This is a genomic window from Nordella sp. HKS 07, assembly GCF_011046735.1.
Taxonomy (GTDB): Bacteria; Pseudomonadota; Alphaproteobacteria; order Rhizobiales; family Aestuariivirgaceae; genus Taklimakanibacter.
In genome coordinates this window covers 3,355,315-3,375,079 of record NZ_CP049258.1, presented here as the reverse complement: position 1 = coordinate 3,375,079, position 19,765 = coordinate 3,355,315, and the positions used below count along the sequence as shown (strand labels likewise).

Genomic DNA, 19,765 nt, shown 5'->3' with positions numbered 1-19,765 from the left:
CTATCCTTTCTGCATCACGGTCGTGGGCGACAAGCCGACGATCGCTTCATAGGAGGCGGGATCGGTGGCCGTCTCGGTGTTGATGACGAGGACGCGGCTGTCCTTGTCGAGCTTGAGCGCGGCGCTGGCGACCTGATCGCGCGCGATGGCGAGAAGCCCGGCAAGACCTGCCGCCCCGCTTTCGCCGGCGACGATCGGCTTCTCGCCGCCCTTCGGGAAAGCGAGGGCCCGCATAGCCTGCTTCGCCTCTTGCTCCGCGACGGTCATGAAGGCGTCGACGGTCCTTTCGAGGACGCGCCAGGCGATGAGCGAGGGTGTGTAGCATTCGAGCATGGCCATCACGGTCGGCTCGGTCGGCGCGACGCTGATGAGCTTGCCCGCTTTGGCGCTGGCGAAGACACAAGCGGCGCGATCCGGTTCGACGATGATGATCGTGGGCTTCAATGCGCCCAGACGATCGGCCAGATGGCCGGCGATGCTGCCGGCGAAACCGCCGACGCCCGCCTGCAGGAAGACATGGGTCGGCGCGGCCTGGCCCTGCTCTTCGATCTGCCGCAAGGCTTCATCCGCCAGGATCGTATAGCCCTGCCCCACGAAAGCGGGGGTTTCTTCATAGCCAGGCCACGAGGTATCGGAGACGAGAAACCAGCCTTTTTCCTTGGCGACGCGCTCCGATTCATTGACGGAGTCATCATAGGAACCCGGCACGCGCACGATCTCATCGGCGCCGAGCGCCGCGATGCGCGCGTCAGACACGCCTTGATGCACAAAGATCACCGCGCGGCAGCCGAGGAGACGAGCGCCGGCCGCGACCGATTTGCCGTGATTGCCATCGGTAGCGCAGCACACAGTGACGGAGCGCGCGAAATCTTTCGCCGTCGGCGAGAGAAGCTGCGTGACGCGCACCTCGCTGCCGAGATGGGTTTCGAGCAGGCGCTTGAACAGCACCATCACCGCATAGGCGCCGCCCAGCGCCTTGAAGCTGCCCTGGCCGAGGCGCAGCGCCTCGTTCTTGAGAAGAACCTGGCCAACGCCCGCCGCCACGGCGATCCCGGGCAAGGCGATGAGCGGTGTCGTGTCGATCGGGCCCCAGAGGCCCAGATAGGGGCGCACCAAATCCGGCGCGCTGCTCCCGACGGTCAGCCGGTCGGCTTCGCTCAAGGGCGAACCAAAAGCCGGCAAAGTGTTCAGATGGAGTGTCTTGGTCATGTGGCGAGAGAATATTGCAAACCACACGAGGATTGCGCTTGATTTTACCCCATTCTCTGCAAAGAAATTTCGCCACAGTCGCATAATGCGAGAAAGACCTGCACATGGCCAGACGACCGCATCCGGAAACGCTTGATGATTTCGACCTGAAGATTCTGGGAATCGTCCAACTCGACAATCAGATGCCGCAGCGGCTCATCGCCGACCGCATCGGCCTGTCGCCGCCGGCGGTGGCGCGCCGGCTGCAATATTTGCGCGAAGCGGGTGTCATCCGCCGCGATATCGCGGTGATCGATGAGACGGCCGTGGGCCGGCCGCTCACCATCGTGGTCGAGGTCACCACCGAGAATGAGCGGCTCGATCTCCTCGATGCTATGAAGGAGCGCTTCCTCGCCTGCCCGCAGGTCCGCCAGTGTTACTATGTCACCGGCGACATGGACTTCATCCTGATCATCAATGTCAGGGACATGGAAGAATATACCGAGCTCACCCGCGCCCTCTTCTTCGAAGGCGGCAATGTGAAGAGCTTCCGCACCTGCGTCTCGATGGAGAATGTCAAGACCAACGGTCCGGTGCCGCTTGCGACAGAGGTCTAGGGCTCCGGACACTCACATAGAATCGGGCCGGCGCTCTAACTCTTTGATTTGCGCATCGGATTATCCGAAAACCGCTTCGCACTTTTCGGTCCGATGCTCTAGCTCAAAGAAACTCGGCCAGCACCAGCAGGACCAGCGTCGAAGCGAGGCCGAGATTCACCGCGCGCGATGCGGCGGGATGCCGGAGGACGCGCGTCAACGCTGAGCCGGCGAGCGCCCAGAACATGTGGATCGCCACGATCGCCACAGCGAGCAGCAGGCATTTGAGCAGGGCGTCCGACAGCGGCCGTCCGGCCAGCAGGGTCGATTGCGCATAGACGGCGCCGATGGCGAGATAGGCCTTGGGATTGGCGATCGCCAGCGTGAAGCCGGCAAGCCAGCCCGGCTCGCTCCCGGCCGCCGCGGCCTCGGAGAGAGGCGGCGCCATGGCGATGCGCCAAGCCAGATAGAGTATATAAAGTGCGGCCGCGAGGCTGACGGCGAAGGAGACACCGGGCAGCTCATGGAGCAGAGCCGTGGCGCCCACAGCGACGGCGAGCAGCACGAGGATGGTGCCCAGATTGAGGCCGGCGCAGTAGGCGAGCGAACGCCGGAAGCCGAAGGCCGCCGCGGTCGCGGTGACGCTCATGGTGGTCGGCCCCGGACTCGCCATCAGTACCGCCGCCGATATCAGCAGCGTGACGAGACCCGACAGGGAAAGGTCCTGCAGCATGCATCGAGGCTAGACCCGCCTGGCCGCCCCCGTCTTGAACGATCGTGCTAAGCTTTCTTGTCGAACCGCCTGAGCACGTTCCAGGTCATCCGTGCCACTTCATTGTCGTAGCCGTTCCACGCCATGGCGCCGGCCCAGGCGATCGAGCCCACCGAAAAGACGGCGCCGCCGCCTTCCTTCTCGAAATAGACGAGATCGGCACGGATCGTCTCGTTCTGGGTGCCCGACATATCGGGCGTCGGATCGAGCATGTCCTCGGGCGTCATCAGATAGATGTCGGTATGTGATTTCGAGCTGCCGAGGATGAGCGCGTCGCGGGGCGTGCCCAGCGCGAAATCGGCACGGTCGATCTCCATGCCGGCCGCACCGCCGCCCGACAGGCCGAAGGCGCCGAATTTCCGTCCCGCCGTACGGTCGATGCCTTCGAAGATGAAATCGGCGCTCGGATCGGACGCGGCTTCGGTCAGTTCATAAGGCTCCGAGCGGTCGAAGCCCTGCGAGCTCATGATGAGGCCGGCAAGCTCGCTCGAGGGGCGGCCGTTGCGCCGCCACAGGCCCCCATATTCGCCGGTGAAGGCATGATGGAATTGGCCGAGACCCGGCTCCCACGGCCGGATGCCCGCTTCCGAGCGCCGGCATTCGATGACGCCCGGATGCTTGTCGCTGAAGGAAATGCGCCAGTAGAAGCCATTGCCGCCCAGATACATGAGCCTGCCGCCGCGATCGACGAAGCCCTGCAGCGCATCGAGCATCTGGAGCGAGTGATATTCGGGATGCGTTCCGGTCAGCACCACATGATAGCGGCGCAAGAGCGCCAGACCGTCGCGATGCAGATCCTCGTCGGTGATCACGTCATAGGCGACGCCCTGGTGCTCGAGCCAGCCGGTGATATGAGTGTCGGCGGTGAGCTGCCAGACATTGGAGCCGAGGCCGCCGAGAAAGCCCTTGATGCCGGGCTGCAGATCGACCACCGGCCGGTTGCGCGACGAATGGAATACGCCGCTGCCATCGGCATGGACTTCATAGAAGGAGAAGCCGAGCTCCGGATGCTCCTGCAGGAAAGCATGATGCCGGTCGATCTCGACGAGGCGCCCCATGCCAACCTCGGTGCCCGGCACATCGAGGCCCAGCCGGTGATTGGCGTAAGCGAGATAGCTCGCGGTCGGCAGCAGGAGGCAGACCGTGTTGCCGCTGGGCGACCGGCGCGGCGGCCTGACCGCGAAGACGCAATGATAGGCCGCCGCCTCATCGCCGTCGGGTACGAGACGGATCGCATAGAGACCGCTCTTCAGATCGTCCGGCAATCTGACCTCGAAATCGGTCTCCCATTGCGCGTCTGTCATGTCATCGGCATGGAAATGCATCGCCGAATAGAGTTCCGGCATCTGCCGCCAATCATGACATTGCCCAACCCAGCGCCAGCCGGTCATGGCGCGCGCCGGGCATTGCCACGTTTTGCCATGGAGCTGATGCGGCGAAGCATCGACCACCTCGGTGCCGTCTATGGCGCGGGAGAAATCCCAGAACGCCACGAGATCGGGCAAGCGGCTCAGTCTCTGCGGCAAGGCCAGTCGCGCGGCGGCCTCCAAGGGCTCCATCGCGCGGGCGAACAGGACGGGCGAATCGATCTTGCCGTCGAAATGACACTCGCCTGATGCGCGCGCCGCGATCAGCGCGGTGACGGCGCCGCTCTGGCGCAAAGTGGCGGCTGCTTCATCCTGCGCGATGATCTCGCTGTCCCTGGTGAGGCTTGCGAGACGCAGGCGCCCCTTGTCGAAGGACAGGACCAGGAGCATCCATTTCCCGCAAACCACAGGTGTCGCGAGCGTCAGCCAAGTTTCGCCGAGCTTGGCACATGCATGGCCCTCGCCGTCGATCAGCAGTTCGAGTCCGATGCCGGCGAGATGAAAGATTGTACGCTCCGTCTCTCCTACGAGGGTCGGCTGGACCGGCACCGCCAAAGTGAAGCTTGCGAGATCGGCCAGCACATCGCCGCGGTCCTCGATCCTGACATAGGAGCCGGGCTTGATCGGCTGCCGGCGCGCTTTGCGCTCGCCGCCGAGATCGAGCGCGATCGCCTCGTCCTTGTAGCCCGGCGCATCGGGATGACGGTCGCCCTGGATGAGGCGGCGCAGATCGGCGTGATAGACCTGCGCGCCATAGGAGCCGACCTTGACCGCCAGGGTCTCGCCCGGCGCGGCGCTCAGCGTGTTCGTATAGGCAATGAGAGACAGCATGGTTCAGCGCCGCATGGTCAGAAGTTCTAGTGGCAGGTCCGGTCCGCCGAGATCGCGCCAGCGGCGCAGGAAGACATCGCGCTCGGCGGTCGCGAGATCGCCATAGTCTACGCCATCGGCTTCCTCGATGGGCTCACCGCGCTTCGCCGGAAGCCGGGCGAGCCGCCAGCGCCGGTAGGGCTCCTTGCACAGGATGACATATTTGCCCTGGGGCCCGAGGCCGCGCATGACATTAAGCACCCGCTGCAGGCCGGGACTGCGATAGCCGAAAGGATCGGCCAAAAATTCCCGCGCGAAGGGCACATCATCCGGACCGATCTGGTAGCGCGCCATGTCGTCTCCTCGTCCAAAATGGGGCGGCTCGCGCCGCCCCGCTTGTTCACGCCGCTTTCCTGGCGATAGCGCCATGGACCTCATCCAGCGTCTTGCGCAGGATGCCGAACAGTTCGGAAATTTGCGTTTCGGTGATGATGAAAGGCGGCGCCAGCACAATCGAGGCGCCAAGCGGCCGGCAGATCAGGCCGTTCTTCAACGCCTGGCGCGACACGCGCTCGCTGACATCGAGATTGCCGGCGAAAGGCGCCTTGGTCTTCTTGTCGGCCACCATTTCGAGCGCCCCCATCAGCCCGACGCCGCGCGCCTCGCCCACCATCGGGTGATCGGCCATCGCTTTCAGCTGCTTCTGGAATGCGGACGAAACGGCTTTGACATTGGCGAAGGCGCCGCCTTCGATCTCGTCGAGCGCGGCCATCGCTATGGCGCAGCCGACCGGGTGGGCGCCGGTGGTGAAGCCCGTCGGTAGTTCCTCATATATGGCCGAAGCTTTCTCCACACGCTCGGTCATTTCCGGCGACAGGATGATGGCGCCCATCGGGAAGAAGCCGGCGGTGATGACCTTCGAAGCCACAACGATATCAGGCTTCATGCCGTATTTTTGCGACCCCCAGAATTCGCCGGTACGGCCGAAACCGCAGATCACCTCATCGGCGATGAGCGGGATGCCGTATTTCCGCAAGACCGGCTGGATGGCCTGGAAATAGCCTTCCGGCGGGGGAATGACACCGCCGGCGCCCATCACCGGCTCGGCGAAGAAACCGGCAATGAAGTCCGGGCCGGTATTGCGGATCGTCTGCTCGAGCTCGAGCGCCAGGCGCGCAGAGAACTCCGCCTCGCTCTCTTTTGGCAGCGCCTCGCGCCAATGATGCGGACAAGTGAGATGGCGCACCTCTTTCAGCGGCAGGCCGGAGGCCGATTTCACATAGTCCTTGCCGGTGAGGCTCGCGGTGATCACCGTCATGCCGTGATAGGCGTTCCTGCGGCTGAGCAGGAGGCGGCGATGCGGCTTGCCTTCCGATTCCGCCAGGAACCACAGAAGCTTCACCACCGTGTCGTTCGCCTCGGAGCCCGAATTCGCATAGAAGACGCGGTTCGCCTCCATCGGCGCCAGCTTGACGATGCGCTCCGAGAGGTCGAGCGCCGACTGGCCCACGCGCCCGAAGAAGGCGTGATAGGCCGGCAACTTGGCATAGGCGCGCTGCGCCGTCTCGATGAGCTTCTTATTGTCGAAGCCGAGCACCACATTCCACAGGCCGGAATTGCCCTCGAGAAATTTGCGGCCGCGATCGTCATAGATGTAGACGCCCTCGCCCTTGTCGATGATGACCGGCCCTTCCTCCTCAAGCGTCGGTATATGTGAAAAAGGATGCAGGAAGGCGCTTGGATAATTGCGTTTGCTCATTCTGGTTGCTCCCGGCTCGATGGCCTCTAGTGCTGGACAATATGTACCCACTCGCGCCGGCGATACCGGTGCGTTTGGAATAGGATCAATCTCTCTAAGCTCCTCATGCTGAGGTGCGAGCGAAGCGAGCCTCGAAGCATCCCTCAGGATAAAGTGAGCTTGCTGTACCTACCCTTCGAGGCCCGCCTCCGGCGGGCACCTCAGGGTGAGGGTAGATGAGAGGCAGCTCAGTTCATCAGTTGGCCTTGATGCGTGACCAGGCCCGATCATAGAGCTTCAGGTCGGCGCCAAGATCCTCGAATATCTGCAGTTTCGCGCGCACCTCGGGAGGCGGGTTGATCGCGGCGTTGTTCTTGAGCTCGGGCGGCAAGAGGTCGAGCGCCGCCTTGTTGACTACGCCATTGGTCAGCATGGTGGAATTTTGCGCGGCGATCTCGGGGCGCAGCAGGAACTCCATGAACAACTTGGCATTATCCTTATTGGGCGCCGTCTTCAGCATGCAGACATTCTCCTGGTACATCGTTGCCCCCTCTTCGGGAATCACGAAACCCAGCTCCTTCGGCCGCTTGTTCACATAGAGAACGCCGCCGACATAATAATGGGACGCCGCCATGTCGCCGCCCTCGATCAGCGGGATCACGTCATAGCGGAAGGCCGCGATATTGGGCTTCTGCTTGAGGATGAACTCCTCGGCGAGCTTGATGTCGGCTGGATCGCGGCTGTTCACCGACTTGCCGTTCATGATCAGGCCGATGCCGAGGGTCTCGCGCAGGTCGTCGAGCAATGTCACCCGGCCGGGATTCTTCGCCGCATAATCGAAGAGATCCTTCCACGACTTGAAGTCCTGGCCGCTGACCGTCTTGTTGTAGAAGATGCCGACCGGTCCCCAGGCATAGGGAAGACAGAAATCCGCCTTGGGATCCTGTTTGGAGCGCAGTGCCGTGGGATCGATATTCTCGAAGCCCTTGGACTGGTTGATCTTGCTCTCCTCGATAAGGCCGAGCTGCAGCATGATGTCGGCCATATGGACCGACGGCCAGACGAGATCATAGCCGGTGGCGCCAGCCTGGATCTTGGCCAGCATTTCCTCATTGGTCGAATAGGTGTCGAGCGACACCTTCACGTCGAATTCCTTGGCGAACTTGTCGATGATCTCGGGATTGATGTAATCGCCCCAATTGTAGAGATGCAGCTCGCCGGCGGCATAAGCGGGACCCGCCGCCAATGCCAAAAGAGCAGTTCCCGTCAGTGCGGTCTTCCTGAGCCAGTTCATCATTTCCTCCTCTTCCTTCTAGTTTCTACGCGATCTGAAATAGAGGCCGGCGCTCGCCACCACGAAAGAAAACATGATCAAGAGCACGGCCAGGGCGTTGATCTGCGGCCGGATGCCCCGCCGCATCATCGCCAGAATGAAGAGTGGCAAGGTCTGCGTGTCGACGCCGGCGATGAAATAGGTGATGACGACATCATCGAGCGAAATAATGAAGGCGAGCAGGAAGCCGCCGATGACGCCCGGCAGGATCAAAGGCAGCGTCACCCGTCTGAAGGTCGTCACCGGCCCGGCGCCCAGATCGGCGGACGCGACTTCCAGTGTGTTGTCCATGCCGGCAAGGCGCGCCGCCACGATGATATAGACATAGCTCGACAGGAAGGTGCAGTGGCCGATGATGATGGTGGCGAGGCTCAGCTTGAAGCCGACGCCGACGAAGAAGATGAGCAGCGCGATGCCGAGCACGATATCGGGCATCATCATCGGCAGGAACAGAAGTCCCTGATAGATGCGCTTGCCGATGAAGTCATAGCGCGCGGTGGCGAGCGCCGTCGCCGTGCCGATCACGGTCGAGACGGCGCTCGCCAGAAAGGCGACGATGAGACTGTTCCGGAGAACCTGGAAGATGCGATCGGGATTTTCCGTGAAGGCGGCGTCGAAGGCCGCTCCCGCCGGCTGCATGCCGAACAAGGTGCGATACCAGTCGAGCGTGAAGCCTTCCCACACGGCCATGTTGAGGGCATTGGCGTTGAAGGAATAGAAGAAGATGAGCGCCAACGGCGCATAGAGAAAGAGCAGGAAGGCCGCGCCATAGAGATTGAGCGCTGCCCAGCCGGGGGAAAGCCGCCGCTTAGGCATGCCCCACCTCCCCGGCCGCCCGCGCCTTGCCGGACCGGCGCATCCACAACACATAAAGCAGGATCAGGATCAGGACACTCGCCATGACGGTCATCGCCAGAGTCGAGCCGAAGGGCCAGTTGCGCGCCTGAAGGAACTGCCGCTCGATGACATTGCCGGTCATCTGCACTTTCGAGCCGCCGAGAAAGGCCGGCACGATGAAATTGCCGAGCGCCGGTATGAAGACGATCACAGCGCCACCGGCGATGCCGGGGGCGGTGAGCGGCAGGATCACCCGCCGGAAGGTCTGGAACGGCGTGGCGCCGAGATCCTGGGACGCCTGCACCAAGGACCAGTCGAGCCGCTCGACGCTGGCATAGATCGGCAGGAACATGAAGGGGATGAGCACATAGACGAGGCCGACGATCACCGCGAATTCGGTGAAGATCATGTTCAGTGGCTCGCTGATGATGCCGAGAGACATCAGCACCGTGTTGACGGCGCCGGTCGGCCGCAACAGCAGCAGCCAGGCATAGATGCGCACCAGAAGATTGGCGAAGAAGGGCAGCGTGATGGCGAAGAGCACGAGATTCTTCGCCAAAGGACTCATGCGGCTCACCCAGAAGGCGACCGGATAACAGACAACGAGGGCCACGACGACGGTGATGACGGCGTAATAGAGCGAGTTGAAGATGATCTGGATGTAAAGCGGCTCAAACTCCTCACCACCACCCAGGGGCCAGCCGAAGATGCGGCCATAGTTGAAGGGATAGAAGGACCAGACCACGCCGCCATAGAGCCCCGGCTCCAGGAAGCTGAAGACTACCATGATGCCAAGCGGGATCAGAAAGAAGGCGCCAAGCAGTATCGTGATGGGTGCGAGGAGCACGAGAAGCGCCCGCCGCCTCTGACTGGTCATGGCGCCACTGCCCGCCATCATGTCACCCCGCTCTTCATGAGATGCGGGGCCGTCGCCTGATAATGAAGGGTGACCGTCTGGCCGGCCCCGAGATCGAGAGGACCCGTGCCCCGGGCATGACGCTCGAGCGCCACGACCGGCAGGCCATTGCCGAGGCGGCCATGCAGATGGAGATCGGTCCCGACGAAGACGATATTCTCGATCACCGCCTCGAGGCTGCCGCCCGGGCCGGTCCTGCCCGGGTGAAGCGAGAAATGCTCAGGGCGCAGCATGACATCGACCTTGTCGCCCGAAACGAAACCATCCGCCCTCGCCGTGATGGCCGGGCCGCCCTCGATCTCGACATGTGAGGCGCCGCCGCTCTTCGCCAGCCGACCGGTGAAGATGTTGCTGGTGCCGATGAAGCCCGCGACGAAGCGGTTCGCCGGCGTGTCATAGATCTCCGCCGGCGTGCCAAGCTGCAGGATGCGGCCCTTGTCCATGACCGCGATGCGGTCGGACATGGTGAGGGCCTCCTCCTGGTCATGGGTGACAAAGATGAAGGTGATGCCGACGGTGTTCTGCAGGTTTTTCAACTCGATCTGCATGGACTGGCGCAGCTTGCGGTCAAGCGCCGAGAGCGATTCATCGAGGAGCAGCACACGGGGCCGGTTGATGAGGGCGCGCGCCAGGGCCACACGCTGCTGCTGGCCGCCGGAAAGCTGAGCGGGTTTGCGCCGTTCGAGCCCCGCGAGGCCGACCAGCCGCAGAATCTCGGAAACCCGCGTCGCTTCCTCGGCGCGTGGAACGCCCGCAACCTGCAGGCCATAGCCGACATTGCCGGCAACCGTCATATGCGGAAACAGCGCGTAGTTCTGGAATACGGTGTTGAAGGGCCGGCGATGCGCCGGCACCGGGCTCATGGCGCGACCTTCGAGATAGATCTCGCCCTCGTCCAGTTCCTCGAAACCGGCAATGGTCTTGAGCAAGGTGGTCTTGCCGCACCCGGAAGGCCCAAGAAGGGTAAGGAATTCGTTGTTGCGAATCGACAGCGTGATGCCGTCGAGCGGTGTCACCACGCCGCTTTCCGGGGTGCGAAAGGACTTGCGCGCCTGGTCGACGCGCAGCACTTCTTGTTCGGAGACCTGCCTCATCCCGCGGCGCCCACTCCCTGTTTGCATTTAAATGCTTCTAACGGCATTTCCTTGCGATACAGAAATGCTATAATGTCTTTTGCTGCATGTAAAGTACGTAAATGGACAATACCAAAAAACTCAAGAGCGAGCTTCAGTCAGAGCTCGTTAGCCGGATCAGCGAGTGGATCCGCAACCAGGATCCGAGCGGAAAGATCCGCGTGCGCGAGGCGGTGCTGTCGCGCGAGCTCGGCGTGTCGCGCACCCCCATCCGCGCGGCGCTGCAGCATCTCGTGGGTGAAGGCGTTCTTAGTCCGCATGAGCTGGGCGGCTACACCATGCTGCTCATACCCCCCGTCGCCAGCGACAGCATGGCGCCCGGCGACGAATCCGCCGGCCTCTATGGACGCATTCTGCGCGACATCATCCTGCATGAGATGCCCGATCCCGCCACCGAAAGCGCGTTGATGCGCCAATATGGGGCCGGGCGCGGCGAGATCCTGCAGGTGTTGCGCCGCCTGATGCGCGAGGGCCTCGCCGAGCCGCTCCCCGGGAAGGGCTGGACGATGCTGAAATTCGACGGCGAGCAGATGCTGAAGAGTTATCATCTGCGCAGCATCCTGGAGCCGGCGCTGCTCATCGACCGCGACTATGTCATCGACCGCCCGGTCCTCGAGCGGCTGAAGGCCGATCACCAGGCCGCCCTCGCGGCGCTTTCCGAGACCTCGTCCTGGCGCGAGATCTTCGAGCTCGACGCCACTTTCCACGAGGTCCTGGCGCGCGGCAGCCGCAACGACCTCATCGCCGACATCATCCGGCGGCAGAACCGCCTGAGACGACTCGCCGAATTCTTCAGCTATTCGCGCCTGGAACGTATCCGCGCCTCGATGACGGAGCATGTCGCCATTCTGGACGCCCTTCTTGCCGGCGACCCGGCCTGGGCGTCGGCGCTGATGCGCCAGCACCTGACGGTCTCACGCACCGAGACCGAGGATCATTTCAGCCGCGACCTCGAAGCCGTACGCTCAGCCTCGAGCGGCATCGAAAGGCTAAAATAAGCCACTAATTCGGCGCGTGATCGGACGGAAACCGGTGCCCGTTATTTCTGATCGCGCGTTGACTTGCCCAGGACAGCCCCGTTCGCTAGAGCTTACGTCATGCCAGACCAGGTGCCGCCCAAAGCCCCGCCCAAACTCGAACCCGGTGTCGTCGCCGCCGGCGTCTATGCCAAAGGCAAACGTGTTACCGACATCGAGATCGACGAAGCGGGCGCGTGGCGCAAGAAGCCCGGTCATGTCGTGTGGATCGGCCTGTTCGAGCCAAGCGGCGATCTTCTCGCCCGGGTGAGCGCGCAGCTCAATCTGCATCCCCTCGCCATCGAGGATGCCGAGAAGGCGCATCAGTACCCCAAGCTCGAGGAATATGGTGACGCCCTCTTCATCGTGGCGCGCACCGCGCAGATGGTCGAGGGCAAGATCGGCTTCGGCGAGACGCATCTCTTCGTCGGACGCGGTTATGTCGTCTCGGTGCGACATGGCGCATCCGCCACCTACGCCACCGTGCGCGCCCATTGCGAATCCTGCCCTAAGCTCTTGTCGCATGGCGAGGACTACATCCTCTACCGGATCCTCGATTTCATCGTCGACAACTACATGCCCGTGCTGGAAAGCGTGCGCGAAGAGATCGACGAGTTGGAAGACAGGTCCTGCATGAGACGATCAGCGCCGATCAGGTGCGCCGGCTCTATACGCTGAGACGCGAACTGCTCAAACTTCGCAATGCCGCCGTGCCGCTGGTCGATATCTGCCGCAGGCTCGAGCATACCGAATTGATTCCGATCGATGCCGAGATGCGGCCGCATTTCCGCGATGTCACCGACCACATACGGCGCACCCAGGAGAGCATCGATGCGCTCCGCGAAGTGCTGGCCTTCGCCTTCGAAGCGAACCTGATGATGGGCCAGGCGCAACAGGGCGCCATCACCCGCAAGCTCGCCGCCTGGGCCGCCATACTCGCGGTGCCGACGGCAATCGCCGGGATCTACGGCATGAATTTCGACAACATGCCGGAGCTCAAATGGCAATATGGCTATTTCGGCGTGGTCGGCGTGATCCTGGTTCTGTGCGGCATCCTCTATTACCGCTTCCGCAAGAGCAACTGGCTGTAGGACATCCGCAAAAGGTGTGAAGTTTATTTCCCCTCCCCCTTGCGGGGAGGGGTTAGGGTGGGGGTCGTGCGGCAGGGCGACGTCGGAGTTCGCGTCACACATGATCCATACCACCCGACCCCCACCCCGGCCCTGCGGGCCGACCCTCCCCGCAAGGGGGAGGGTATTTTTGGCGAACACCTTTCGAGACAATCTGACCGATCAGAGTGCGACCACCTGGCCCTCATGGATGGAGCGATCGGCGGCGACGACGATCTTGAGGCTCTTCACCCCGTCATTCATGTGATCGGTGAGGTCGATATCCTCCTCGATCGCCTTGAGCAGGTAGCGCTGCTCGCGCTCGCACAACCCGTCATGATCGGGCTCGTCCGTCATGTCGATGCGCTCATCGGGCTTCGACATGTCGGCGTGATGCCAGAGGATCTGGTTGGTCTTGGTATGGGCGTTGATGTCGTCGGACTTCACCTTGCCGGCGGTCTCGGCCATCACGATCGATACCGAGCCCTTGGGCCCGATCACGTCCTTCACGAAGAAGGCCGTCTCGCTCATCATCGGGCCCCAGCCCGCCTCGTACCAGCCGACCGAACCGTCGTCGAAGGAGACCTGCAGCATGCCGTAATTCTGCTTGGCCACCTCGTTGGTGAGCCGGGTGCCGATCGCATGCACCTTGACCGGCTTCGCCTTGGTCATCTGGCACATGACATCGACATAATGCACGCCGCAATCGACGATCGGAGGGAAGCTGTCCATCAGGCGCTTGTGCCATTCCCAGGTCTCGCCATTGGACTGCTGGTTGAGATTCATGCGGAAGACCAGGGGCGTGCCGAGCTTCTTCGCGATCTCGATGAATTTGATCCAGGACGGGTGATGGCGCAGAATATAGCCGATCACCAGCTTGCGCTTGGTGCGCTTGGCCGTCTCGACCACCTTCTCGGCATTGGCGACAGAATCGGCGAGCGGCTTCTCGACGAACACATGGGCCCCCGCCTCCATCGCCTTGATGGCGAAATCGGCATGGGTGTCGGGCAGCGTGTTGATCGACACGACATCGGGCTTGAGCTCTTTCAGCGCGGTGTCGAAATCGGAGAACTTCTTCGCATCCTTCAGCGCCTCGGGAAGCTTACGCTTGGCAATGCGGCGCTCGCACACGCCCACCACCTCGAAACCCGGAATGCGCGTATAGGCCAGCGCATGGCTCATGCCCATATTGCCGAGGCCGACCACCAAAACTCTTTTTTTCTTTGCCATATCTATTTTCCTCCGATCCTGATCACATTGCCGGTGCGTGCCGATTCTTCCGCCGCCAGCGTCGCTTCAAGGGCCGCGGCCGCGTCTTCCGGCCGCCCCACGCTCGGCGTCTTTCCATTCAAGGCGCAAGTCGCGAAATAAGCAAATTCATCACGTAGCGCCCCGCCGCGCACGCCGTCGAATTCGGGCCAATAGGTCGTATCGGGGCTGTGCAGCTTGTCCTTGGACACAATGCCGAGATTGGGGAAAGTGTCCTGGATATGGATGATGCCTTCCGTGCCGATGATCGACATGCGTTCGTCGATGTCGAAGGGCGTTTTCTCCGGCATGCACCAGACCGTCTCGAGCGTCGCCGTGGCGCCGCCGGCGAAACGATACATGGTCTGGCCGATATCGGGAAATTTGAGGCCGCGCACATGCACGGTCTGGGCATAGGCGCTGACGACGCGGTCGCCGGTGAACCACAGCATGAGATCGGTATCGTGGATCGCGTCGCCGACGATGGGTCCGATCTTGTTCAGGATCTCGGGCGTCCAGGCGGCGGGAATATTGCGCCTGGAGCTCATCGCCACGATCCTGCCGATCCGGCCGGCCTCGATCGCCTGCTTCGCCATGCGGTAGCGCGGATTGAAGCGGCAGATATGGCCGACGAGAAGAATGCCCTTTGACCGCTTCGCCGCGGCGATGATCTTCGCACAGTCGGCAACCGTCGAGGCCATCGGCTTTTCGAGGAAGACATGCTTGCCGGCTTCGAGAGCGGCGATGGCGGGCTCGGTATGCTGATCCCACATGGTGACGATCGACACGGCGTCGATGGCCGGATCGGCCAGCATGTCGCGGTAATCGCGATAGGTTTTCTTCACGCCATATTTCTGGGCGAGCCCGGCCAGACGGTCGGGCTTGCGGGTGCACAGAGCGGCCAGCTCCAGATGGGGAACACCGACAATGGTGTCGCAATGAATTTCGCCGAACCAGCCCAGTCCGATGACACCGATGCGCAATCTGTCCATGTGCTTGCCCTTTATCCTTTTAGTGGAGCGCTTCCTTACGCCGAAGTCGAGCAACTTTGGCGGGAAGCGCTCTAGAAATCCTCGAGCGTCAATTCACGGGTCATCACGATATTGCCGGCCGTCAGACCGCAATCGACAGGCAGCGCCACGCCGGTGATGGCGGCCGCCGCGTCGGACGCAAGAAAGCCGATGACATGCGCGACGTCGCTGGGTTCGACAATCCGTCCCAGCGGATACCAGCGCGTGAGCGTCGCCAGGACCTGCGGGTCCTTCTTCGCCCGTTCGTCCCAAAGCGGCGTGCGCACCGTTGCCGGCAATACGATATTGGAGCGGATGCCGAAGCGGCCATATTCGAGCGCCAGCGATCTGGTGAGCGAGATCATGCCGGCTTTGGCGGCGCTATAGGCCGGATCGCCCAGCGCCGAAAGCCCGTTGACGGACCCCACCGCGATGATCGAGCCCTGGCGTTTCTCCTGCATGGCGGGCAGGACGGCAAAGGCGCAATTATAGGCGCCGTTGAGATTGCCGTTCATATCGGCCTGCCAGCCGGCGGGATCGGTCCGCGCCAGCGTCGGATGATCGGAGTAACCGGCATTGTTGATGAGGATGTCCACCGGGCCGAGCTCCGCAGCAAGCTTGGCAAAGGCCTTGGCCACGGAAGCGGCATCGCCGATATCGGCGACCGCATGCGCTGTCTTAACTCCCTCGCGCTTCAGCTCATCGGCGAAGGATGTGACGGTCGCCTTCTTGTCGATGGCGGCGATCGCGGCACCCTCGTTCGCGAAGTAGCGGCAGACCGCCTGGCCTATTCCGCCCGCCGCCCCGGTGACGGCGACGATTTTTCCCTTGAAGCTCATGCCCGCTGATCCAGAATTCTCATGGCCTTGGCGATCCTCTCCATATTTGCTTGCCGTAAATGACCCCAGTTGTAGAAGGCGAGCTCGGTGACGCCGCCTGCGACGAGCGCCTCGACGGCGGCCAGGAATTCCGCCTCCTCGGCTAGATCCGGATAGGCCGGCCGCAGGATGCCGCGCAGCCTGCCCTTGCCGCGCAACCGTCGCTGCACATCGAAGAGATCGGCCTTCACGCGCGCCGCACCCGGCTCATAGAAACAGGCCTCGATGATGCCGGCCGCCTCCGCCTGAGCCTTGAGATCGCTGCCTTCATACCAGGTGCCTCCGGTCGGGCGCGCCACCGAAGGAATGATCGCGACTTTGACGTCCTTGCGCACGCTGGCGCGGATCTCGGTGATGAGCGATGTCACGACGCTCATGCGCCAATGCAGAAACTCGACCAATCCGTTGTCGCCGAACATATCGGCATGCCAGAAAGCCTCCGCCATGTCGGCTGGAAAATCGACGTCACTCGCCAGATAGTCGCTTACATCACGTGCGACCTGCGCCTTCAATCGCGCCGCGTCGATCCCCGCCTTCTCGGCACCCTTCACGCAGTGATCGCAGAAACACAGGCCCAGCATGCCGTCGAGCCAGCGGTTGGACGCGTTGAGCGCGAATTCATGGTGATAACCATGCGCATAGGGGAGGAAGCCGGCTGCCTCGACCGATATCCCCGAAACGCCGTAGCTTTCGGTCACATCCTTTGCGAGGCCCAGTGCATATGCGCGTGAAGCGGGGGCCGAGGGACAAAGGTTGTAAATGTATTTGTCGCCGAAGGCATTGGTGACCGCGGCTTCGGGGTGCGCGCTGCCAAGCGGCGTATTGTGCAGCAGCACCAGCCAGACATTGACCGCCATCCGGCCGGCGTCAACCAGCTCGCGCAGGACATCGCGCTCCTTCAGCATCGCATTCGCAATCGGCTTGATCGCGCCATAGCGGGCATGATCCGCACGGAAATAGACCGTGCCGTCCTCGGGAAAATAGACCTTGCCCGAGCGTCCATGCGGCCTGAGGAACTTGCCGGCATGATAGCTGCCGGCGATGGTCACCGTGTCGAGACCGAGCTTCAGGAACTGGTCGGCGGCTTTGCCGACACCTTCCTCGGCGAGATCCCAGGCATAGGTGTAGATGGCCCTGTAGCTCATGAAGCGGATTGTCCGGATGTGGGGCGCGGCAAGGGTTAGGTCCCGAACCAGCCTTCTTTGAGATAATGCATGTATTCGAAGACGGTGTTGTGCTTGCGGATGAACACGACTTCCAGGAAGTCGCCGACGATGAAGGGCGGGATCAGGATCTCCTGCCCTTCGATGTGAGGCGCCAGCGCGGCAACCCGGAAGGCGATATGCGGATTATTGCGCACGACATCGGGCACGGTCGTCCCCTCCGCATAGCGCAGGAACTCGATATGCTCAGGGTGATTGCGCGGATTGGTCACCCACACACGGCTCTGCTCCACCCAGTTCTCGTCGGGCTGGGGAATGGTGGTTGTGATGCCGACATGATCAAAGACGAACATGGGCCCCGTTCTCCGGATGGAAGGAATGAAGCTGGCGGCGGCCGATCAAGGCCGCCGCCGCTTGTCTTCAAGAGCGCCGGACGTTCAGACGGAATCGTCGCGGCGCTCTATTTCTTTGTTTTGCGCATCGGATTATCCGAAAACCGCTTCGCATGGCCGGGTCAAGCCCGACCACAAGCTTTTCGGTCCGATGCTTCTAGAGATTAGCCTTGATCGCCTCGACATCCACCTTCTTGTAGTCGTCGGAGAGCGCAAAGCCTTCGGCATCGGCCTTGACCTTGGCTGCATCGAAGGAGTTGGCAGCGTCGACGAGATCGTTCTTGACCACATCGGCGACCTTGATGTCGCCCTGGATCTGGCCGATCTCCTTCGCCGTATCGAAGAAAAGCTGCCAGCTTTCCGGAATGTGGTAGCCCCATTTCTTGCGCTCGTCCCAGCGGCCGGCGAAGACATTGGCGAGTTGCATCATGGACTCCGTCGCGACGGAGGGATTCATCTGCGAGGACAATCCCGGGAACTGCTCCATAACGATCTGCGTCGCGGCGCGCGGATTCTGGCGCCCGTATTCGAGGCCGGCTGCCCAGCCCTGGAGATAGCGGGCATAGAGGTCCTTCTTCGCCGCATCCTCGAAATCCGCCTTGCGGATGACGAAGCTGTTGGCCGGCAGCTTGGAGAAATTGCGGCCGAGGAAATAGTCGAAATCGAGTCCCTGGCCTTTCCACTGGGCGCGCCAGCCTTCCCAGGACAGAGCCGCGTCGCCATTGCCCTGCGAAAGGACGGTGCCCCAGGCCGGCCAGCCGCCATCGACATATTTCACCTTGGAAATGTCGACGCCCGCCGCCTTGAGCATGGGATCGCAGATCGATTGCCAGCCGGCGGAACCCAGCACGATCGTCTTGCCTTCGATGCCTTTGATGTCGGCCGGCTTCTCGCCCTTGCGGAAGGCGAAGTCGAACACATCGGCGCCGCCCATATGGAAGACCGAGACCAGCGGAATGCCCTGCGCCAGGCCCAGCGAGAACACGCCGGGTGAGGGATAACCCATATCGGCCTGGTTCTGATCGACGAGCTTGACGCAGGCCGTCGCGTCGGACGGACCGGGCTCAAGCGTCGTTTCGATATCGCCGAAATAGCCGTATTTCTTGCCGACCCAATAGGGATAGTCGTCGAGTACTTCGATGGTGCCGCGCGGCGAGACCCAGCGCACCGTATCCGCCGCATGGGCCTTGCGGGCACCCAGGCCGCCCAAGGCCGCGACCGAAACGCCCGCGGCGGTCAGGCTCAGCAGGCGGCGCCGTCCAATCATCATGCGAGTCATGTCTGGTTTCCTCCGTTATGTGCTGTCGTGTTATCCGGTCACGCACTTCTCTTTCTTGTTTTGAGTCCGAGCTCTCCGTTTACGCCTCCCAGCTCGCCCATTTCTTGCCGATCCAGTAAAAAAGCACGTAGATCGATATGCCGATGATGGCCAGGATGAGGATGATGGCGAAGAATTGCGGCATGCGGATCAGGGCCGAGTAATAAGTGAGGCGGTTGCCGAGGCCTTCCGCACCCCCCACCATCTCGGCGCCCACCGTGGTCAAGAGACCAAAGATCGAACCGACCATGAGACCGACGATGATCATCGGCATCGCCATGGGTATGCGGATCTTGGTGAAGATCTGGAAGGTCGAGGCGCCGAAGGAGCGGGCAAGCGCGATCTTGGCGAGATCGACGCGCCGGAAACCGGTCGCCGAATTGATCATCACCATCGGGCCGGAAGCAAGCGCCACCGCGATGATGCGCGGCTCGCTGCCGAAGCCGAGCTTGAGAATGAGGAGCGGCACCAGCGCCAGCATCGGTGTCGTGACCAGCAGCAATATGTAAGGCGTGACGATCTTCTCGACGAAGGGAAACTGGGTGATGACGGCGGCAAGGATGAAGCCGATCGAGGCGCCGATGGCGAATCCCGTCAATAGTTCATAGAGCGTGATGAAGAGATGCCACTGGATGAATTTCCACTCGGTGAACAGCGCCGTGACGATCAGGCTCGGCGTGGGCAGCACATATTGTGGCACATTGAACCATTTGAGCAGGAACTCGGCGCCGCCGATGATCACCACCGCCACCAGGATGATGACCAGGGTCTCGACCTTGGTGCGGTGATCGCCGAGGCCCAGGGACGCGCCCGACAGGCCGACACCGTCGCCGCCTCCGCCGGCCTTCTTCCGGTTGAATTCCGGAATCTTGTCGCCCAGCGCCTTGTCCACCTCTTATTCCTCCCTTGAGCGATGTCCCGATCGTTTCCGAATTGTCTTG

Annotated in this window: 18 protein-coding genes and 1 pseudogene; 3 read left to right on the top strand and 16 right to left on the bottom strand. The window is 62.2% G+C overall.

The window, feature by feature from the left end; all coding sequences use genetic code 11:
- Nucleotides 1-1,209 (bottom strand): diaminopropionate ammonia-lyase, encoded by a 1,209-nt coding sequence (locus tag G5V57_RS15815; RefSeq protein WP_165168541.1) that lies wholly within the window; start codon nucleotides 1,207-1,209, stop codon nucleotides 1-3.
- 104 nt (nucleotides 1,210-1,313) lie between these two features.
- Here G5V57_RS15815 and G5V57_RS15810 point away from each other — a divergent pair, with 104 nt between their 5' ends.
- Entirely contained in the window at nucleotides 1,314-1,805 is a 492-nt protein-coding gene (locus G5V57_RS15810; protein WP_165168539.1) for an Lrp/AsnC family transcriptional regulator, read from the top strand.
- A 103-nt stretch (nucleotides 1,806-1,908) separates the two neighbouring features.
- Here G5V57_RS15810 and G5V57_RS15805 read toward each other — a convergent pair whose 3' ends face one another.
- The 8 genes from G5V57_RS15805 to G5V57_RS15770 form a co-directional block, all read right to left on the bottom strand.
- Nucleotides 1,909-2,517: a LysE family translocator gene (locus G5V57_RS15805; protein ID WP_165168537.1), complete on the bottom strand. Its 609-nt coding sequence runs from the start codon at nucleotides 2,515-2,517 to the stop codon at nucleotides 1,909-1,911.
- Between the two features lie 47 nt (nucleotides 2,518-2,564).
- Nucleotides 2,565-4,754, bottom strand: a complete 2,190-nt coding sequence (locus G5V57_RS15800) for a LamG domain-containing protein (protein WP_165168535.1) — start codon at nucleotides 4,752-4,754, stop codon at nucleotides 2,565-2,567.
- A 3-nt stretch (nucleotides 4,755-4,757) separates the two neighbouring features.
- Nucleotides 4,758-5,087 carry a hypothetical protein gene (locus G5V57_RS15795; RefSeq protein WP_165168533.1) on the bottom strand — a complete coding sequence of 110 codons (330 nt, stop codon included), beginning with the start codon at nucleotides 5,085-5,087 and terminating at the stop codon, nucleotides 4,758-4,760.
- Nucleotides 5,088-5,133: 46 nt separating this feature from the next.
- Nucleotides 5,134-6,492: an aminotransferase gene (locus G5V57_RS15790; RefSeq protein WP_165168532.1), complete on the bottom strand. Its 1,359-nt coding sequence runs from the start codon at nucleotides 6,490-6,492 to the stop codon at nucleotides 5,134-5,136.
- 235 nt (nucleotides 6,493-6,727) lie between these two features.
- Entirely contained in the window at nucleotides 6,728-7,768 is a 1,041-nt protein-coding gene (locus G5V57_RS15785) for a spermidine/putrescine ABC transporter substrate-binding protein (RefSeq protein ID WP_246737647.1), read from the bottom strand.
- A 15-nt stretch (nucleotides 7,769-7,783) separates the two neighbouring features.
- Nucleotides 7,784-8,620 (bottom strand): ABC transporter permease, encoded by an 837-nt coding sequence (locus G5V57_RS15780; protein ID WP_165168530.1) that lies wholly within the window; start codon nucleotides 8,618-8,620, stop codon nucleotides 7,784-7,786.
- Nucleotides 8,613-9,518, bottom strand: a complete 906-nt coding sequence (locus G5V57_RS15775; protein ID WP_246737646.1) for an ABC transporter permease — start codon at nucleotides 9,516-9,518, stop codon at nucleotides 8,613-8,615. Before G5V57_RS15775 ends, G5V57_RS15780 begins: the two co-directional genes overlap by 8 nt.
- Nucleotides 9,519-9,535: 17 nt before the next feature.
- Nucleotides 9,536-10,651 carry an ABC transporter ATP-binding protein gene (locus G5V57_RS15770; protein ID WP_165168526.1) on the bottom strand — a complete coding sequence of 372 codons (1,116 nt, stop codon included), beginning with the start codon at nucleotides 10,649-10,651 and terminating at the stop codon, nucleotides 9,536-9,538.
- A 101-nt stretch (nucleotides 10,652-10,752) separates the two neighbouring features.
- On the opposite strand from G5V57_RS15770, the gene G5V57_RS15765 reads away from it, so the two are divergent.
- A complete protein-coding gene (locus G5V57_RS15765) occupies nucleotides 10,753-11,688 on the top strand; it encodes a GntR family transcriptional regulator (RefSeq protein WP_165168524.1) in 936 nt (311 codons plus the stop codon).
- Between the two features lie 99 nt (nucleotides 11,689-11,787).
- A pseudogene (gene corA / locus G5V57_RS15760) lies at nucleotides 11,788-12,797 on the top strand (magnesium/cobalt transporter CorA).
- 201 nt (nucleotides 12,798-12,998) lie between these two features.
- Here the strand turns inward: corA and G5V57_RS15755 are convergent.
- The 7 genes from G5V57_RS15755 to G5V57_RS15725 all read right to left on the bottom strand — a co-directional run bounded on the left by G5V57_RS15755 (nucleotide 12,999) and on the right by G5V57_RS15725 (nucleotide 19,716).
- Nucleotides 12,999-14,045: a Gfo/Idh/MocA family protein gene (locus G5V57_RS15755; RefSeq protein ID WP_165168522.1), complete on the bottom strand. Its 1,047-nt coding sequence runs from the start codon at nucleotides 14,043-14,045 to the stop codon at nucleotides 12,999-13,001.
- Between the two features lie 2 nt (nucleotides 14,046-14,047).
- Nucleotides 14,048-15,055, bottom strand: coding sequence for a Gfo/Idh/MocA family protein (locus G5V57_RS15750; RefSeq protein ID WP_165168520.1), 1,008 nt, complete (start codon nucleotides 15,053-15,055; stop codon nucleotides 14,048-14,050).
- 71 nt (nucleotides 15,056-15,126) lie between these two features.
- Entirely contained in the window at nucleotides 15,127-15,912 is a 786-nt protein-coding gene (locus G5V57_RS15745) for an SDR family oxidoreductase (protein ID WP_165168518.1), read from the bottom strand.
- Nucleotides 15,909-17,096 (bottom strand): hypothetical protein, encoded by a 1,188-nt coding sequence (locus tag G5V57_RS15740; protein ID WP_165168515.1) that lies wholly within the window; start codon nucleotides 17,094-17,096, stop codon nucleotides 15,909-15,911. The genes G5V57_RS15745 and G5V57_RS15740 overlap by 4 nt, the downstream gene beginning before the upstream one ends.
- Nucleotides 17,097-17,131: 35 nt before the next feature.
- Complete coding sequence (locus G5V57_RS15735) at nucleotides 17,132-17,467, bottom strand: hypothetical protein (RefSeq protein WP_165168513.1); 336 nt, start codon at nucleotides 17,465-17,467, stop codon at nucleotides 17,132-17,134.
- A gap of 196 nt (nucleotides 17,468-17,663) precedes the next feature.
- Nucleotides 17,664-18,785 carry an ABC transporter substrate-binding protein gene (locus tag G5V57_RS15730; protein WP_165168511.1) on the bottom strand — a complete coding sequence of 374 codons (1,122 nt, stop codon included), beginning with the start codon at nucleotides 18,783-18,785 and terminating at the stop codon, nucleotides 17,664-17,666.
- 79 nt (nucleotides 18,786-18,864) lie between these two features.
- A complete protein-coding gene (locus tag G5V57_RS15725; protein WP_246737645.1) occupies nucleotides 18,865-19,716 on the bottom strand; it encodes an ABC transporter permease in 852 nt (283 codons plus the stop codon).
- Nucleotides 19,717-19,765: the final 49 nt, after the last annotated feature.

What these genes read in the sequence shown, in the direction of transcription:
- G5V57_RS15815 (WP_165168541.1), bottom strand. Translation starts at nt 1,209, where the DNA reads ATGACCAAGACACTCCATCTGAACACTTTGCCGGCTTTTGGTTCGCCC.
- G5V57_RS15810 (WP_165168539.1), top strand. Translation starts at nt 1,314, where the DNA reads ATGGCCAGACGACCGCATCCGGAAACGCTTGATGATTTCGACCTGAAG.
- G5V57_RS15805 (WP_165168537.1), bottom strand. Translation starts at nt 2,517, where the DNA reads ATGCTGCAGGACCTTTCCCTGTCGGGTCTCGTCACGCTGCTGATATCG.
- G5V57_RS15800 (WP_165168535.1), bottom strand. Translation starts at nt 4,754, where the DNA reads ATGCTGTCTCTCATTGCCTATACGAACACGCTGAGCGCCGCGCCGGGC.
- G5V57_RS15795 (WP_165168533.1), bottom strand. Translation starts at nt 5,087, where the DNA reads ATGGCGCGCTACCAGATCGGTCCGGATGATGTGCCCTTCGCGCGGGAA.
- G5V57_RS15790 (WP_165168532.1), bottom strand. Translation starts at nt 6,492, where the DNA reads ATGAGCAAACGCAATTATCCAAGCGCCTTCCTGCATCCTTTTTCACAT.
- G5V57_RS15785 (WP_246737647.1), bottom strand. Translation starts at nt 7,768, where the DNA reads ATGATGAACTGGCTCAGGAAGACCGCACTGACGGGAACTGCTCTTTTG.
- G5V57_RS15780 (WP_165168530.1), bottom strand. Translation starts at nt 8,620, where the DNA reads ATGCCTAAGCGGCGGCTTTCCCCCGGCTGGGCAGCGCTCAATCTCTAT.
- G5V57_RS15775 (WP_246737646.1), bottom strand. Translation starts at nt 9,518, where the DNA reads ATGACCAGTCAGAGGCGGCGGGCGCTTCTCGTGCTCCTCGCACCCATC.
- G5V57_RS15770 (WP_165168526.1), bottom strand. Translation starts at nt 10,651, where the DNA reads ATGAGGCAGGTCTCCGAACAAGAAGTGCTGCGCGTCGACCAGGCGCGC.
- G5V57_RS15765 (WP_165168524.1), top strand. Translation starts at nt 10,753, where the DNA reads ATGGACAATACCAAAAAACTCAAGAGCGAGCTTCAGTCAGAGCTCGTT.
- G5V57_RS15755 (WP_165168522.1), bottom strand. Translation starts at nt 14,045, where the DNA reads ATGGCAAAGAAAAAAAGAGTTTTGGTGGTCGGCCTCGGCAATATGGGC.
- G5V57_RS15750 (WP_165168520.1), bottom strand. Translation starts at nt 15,055, where the DNA reads ATGGACAGATTGCGCATCGGTGTCATCGGACTGGGCTGGTTCGGCGAA.
- G5V57_RS15745 (WP_165168518.1), bottom strand. Translation starts at nt 15,912, where the DNA reads ATGAGCTTCAAGGGAAAAATCGTCGCCGTCACCGGGGCGGCGGGCGGA.
- G5V57_RS15740 (WP_165168515.1), bottom strand. Translation starts at nt 17,096, where the DNA reads ATGAGCTACAGGGCCATCTACACCTATGCCTGGGATCTCGCCGAGGAA.
- G5V57_RS15735 (WP_165168513.1), bottom strand. Translation starts at nt 17,467, where the DNA reads ATGTTCGTCTTTGATCATGTCGGCATCACAACCACCATTCCCCAGCCC.
- G5V57_RS15730 (WP_165168511.1), bottom strand. Translation starts at nt 18,785, where the DNA reads ATGACTCGCATGATGATTGGACGGCGCCGCCTGCTGAGCCTGACCGCC.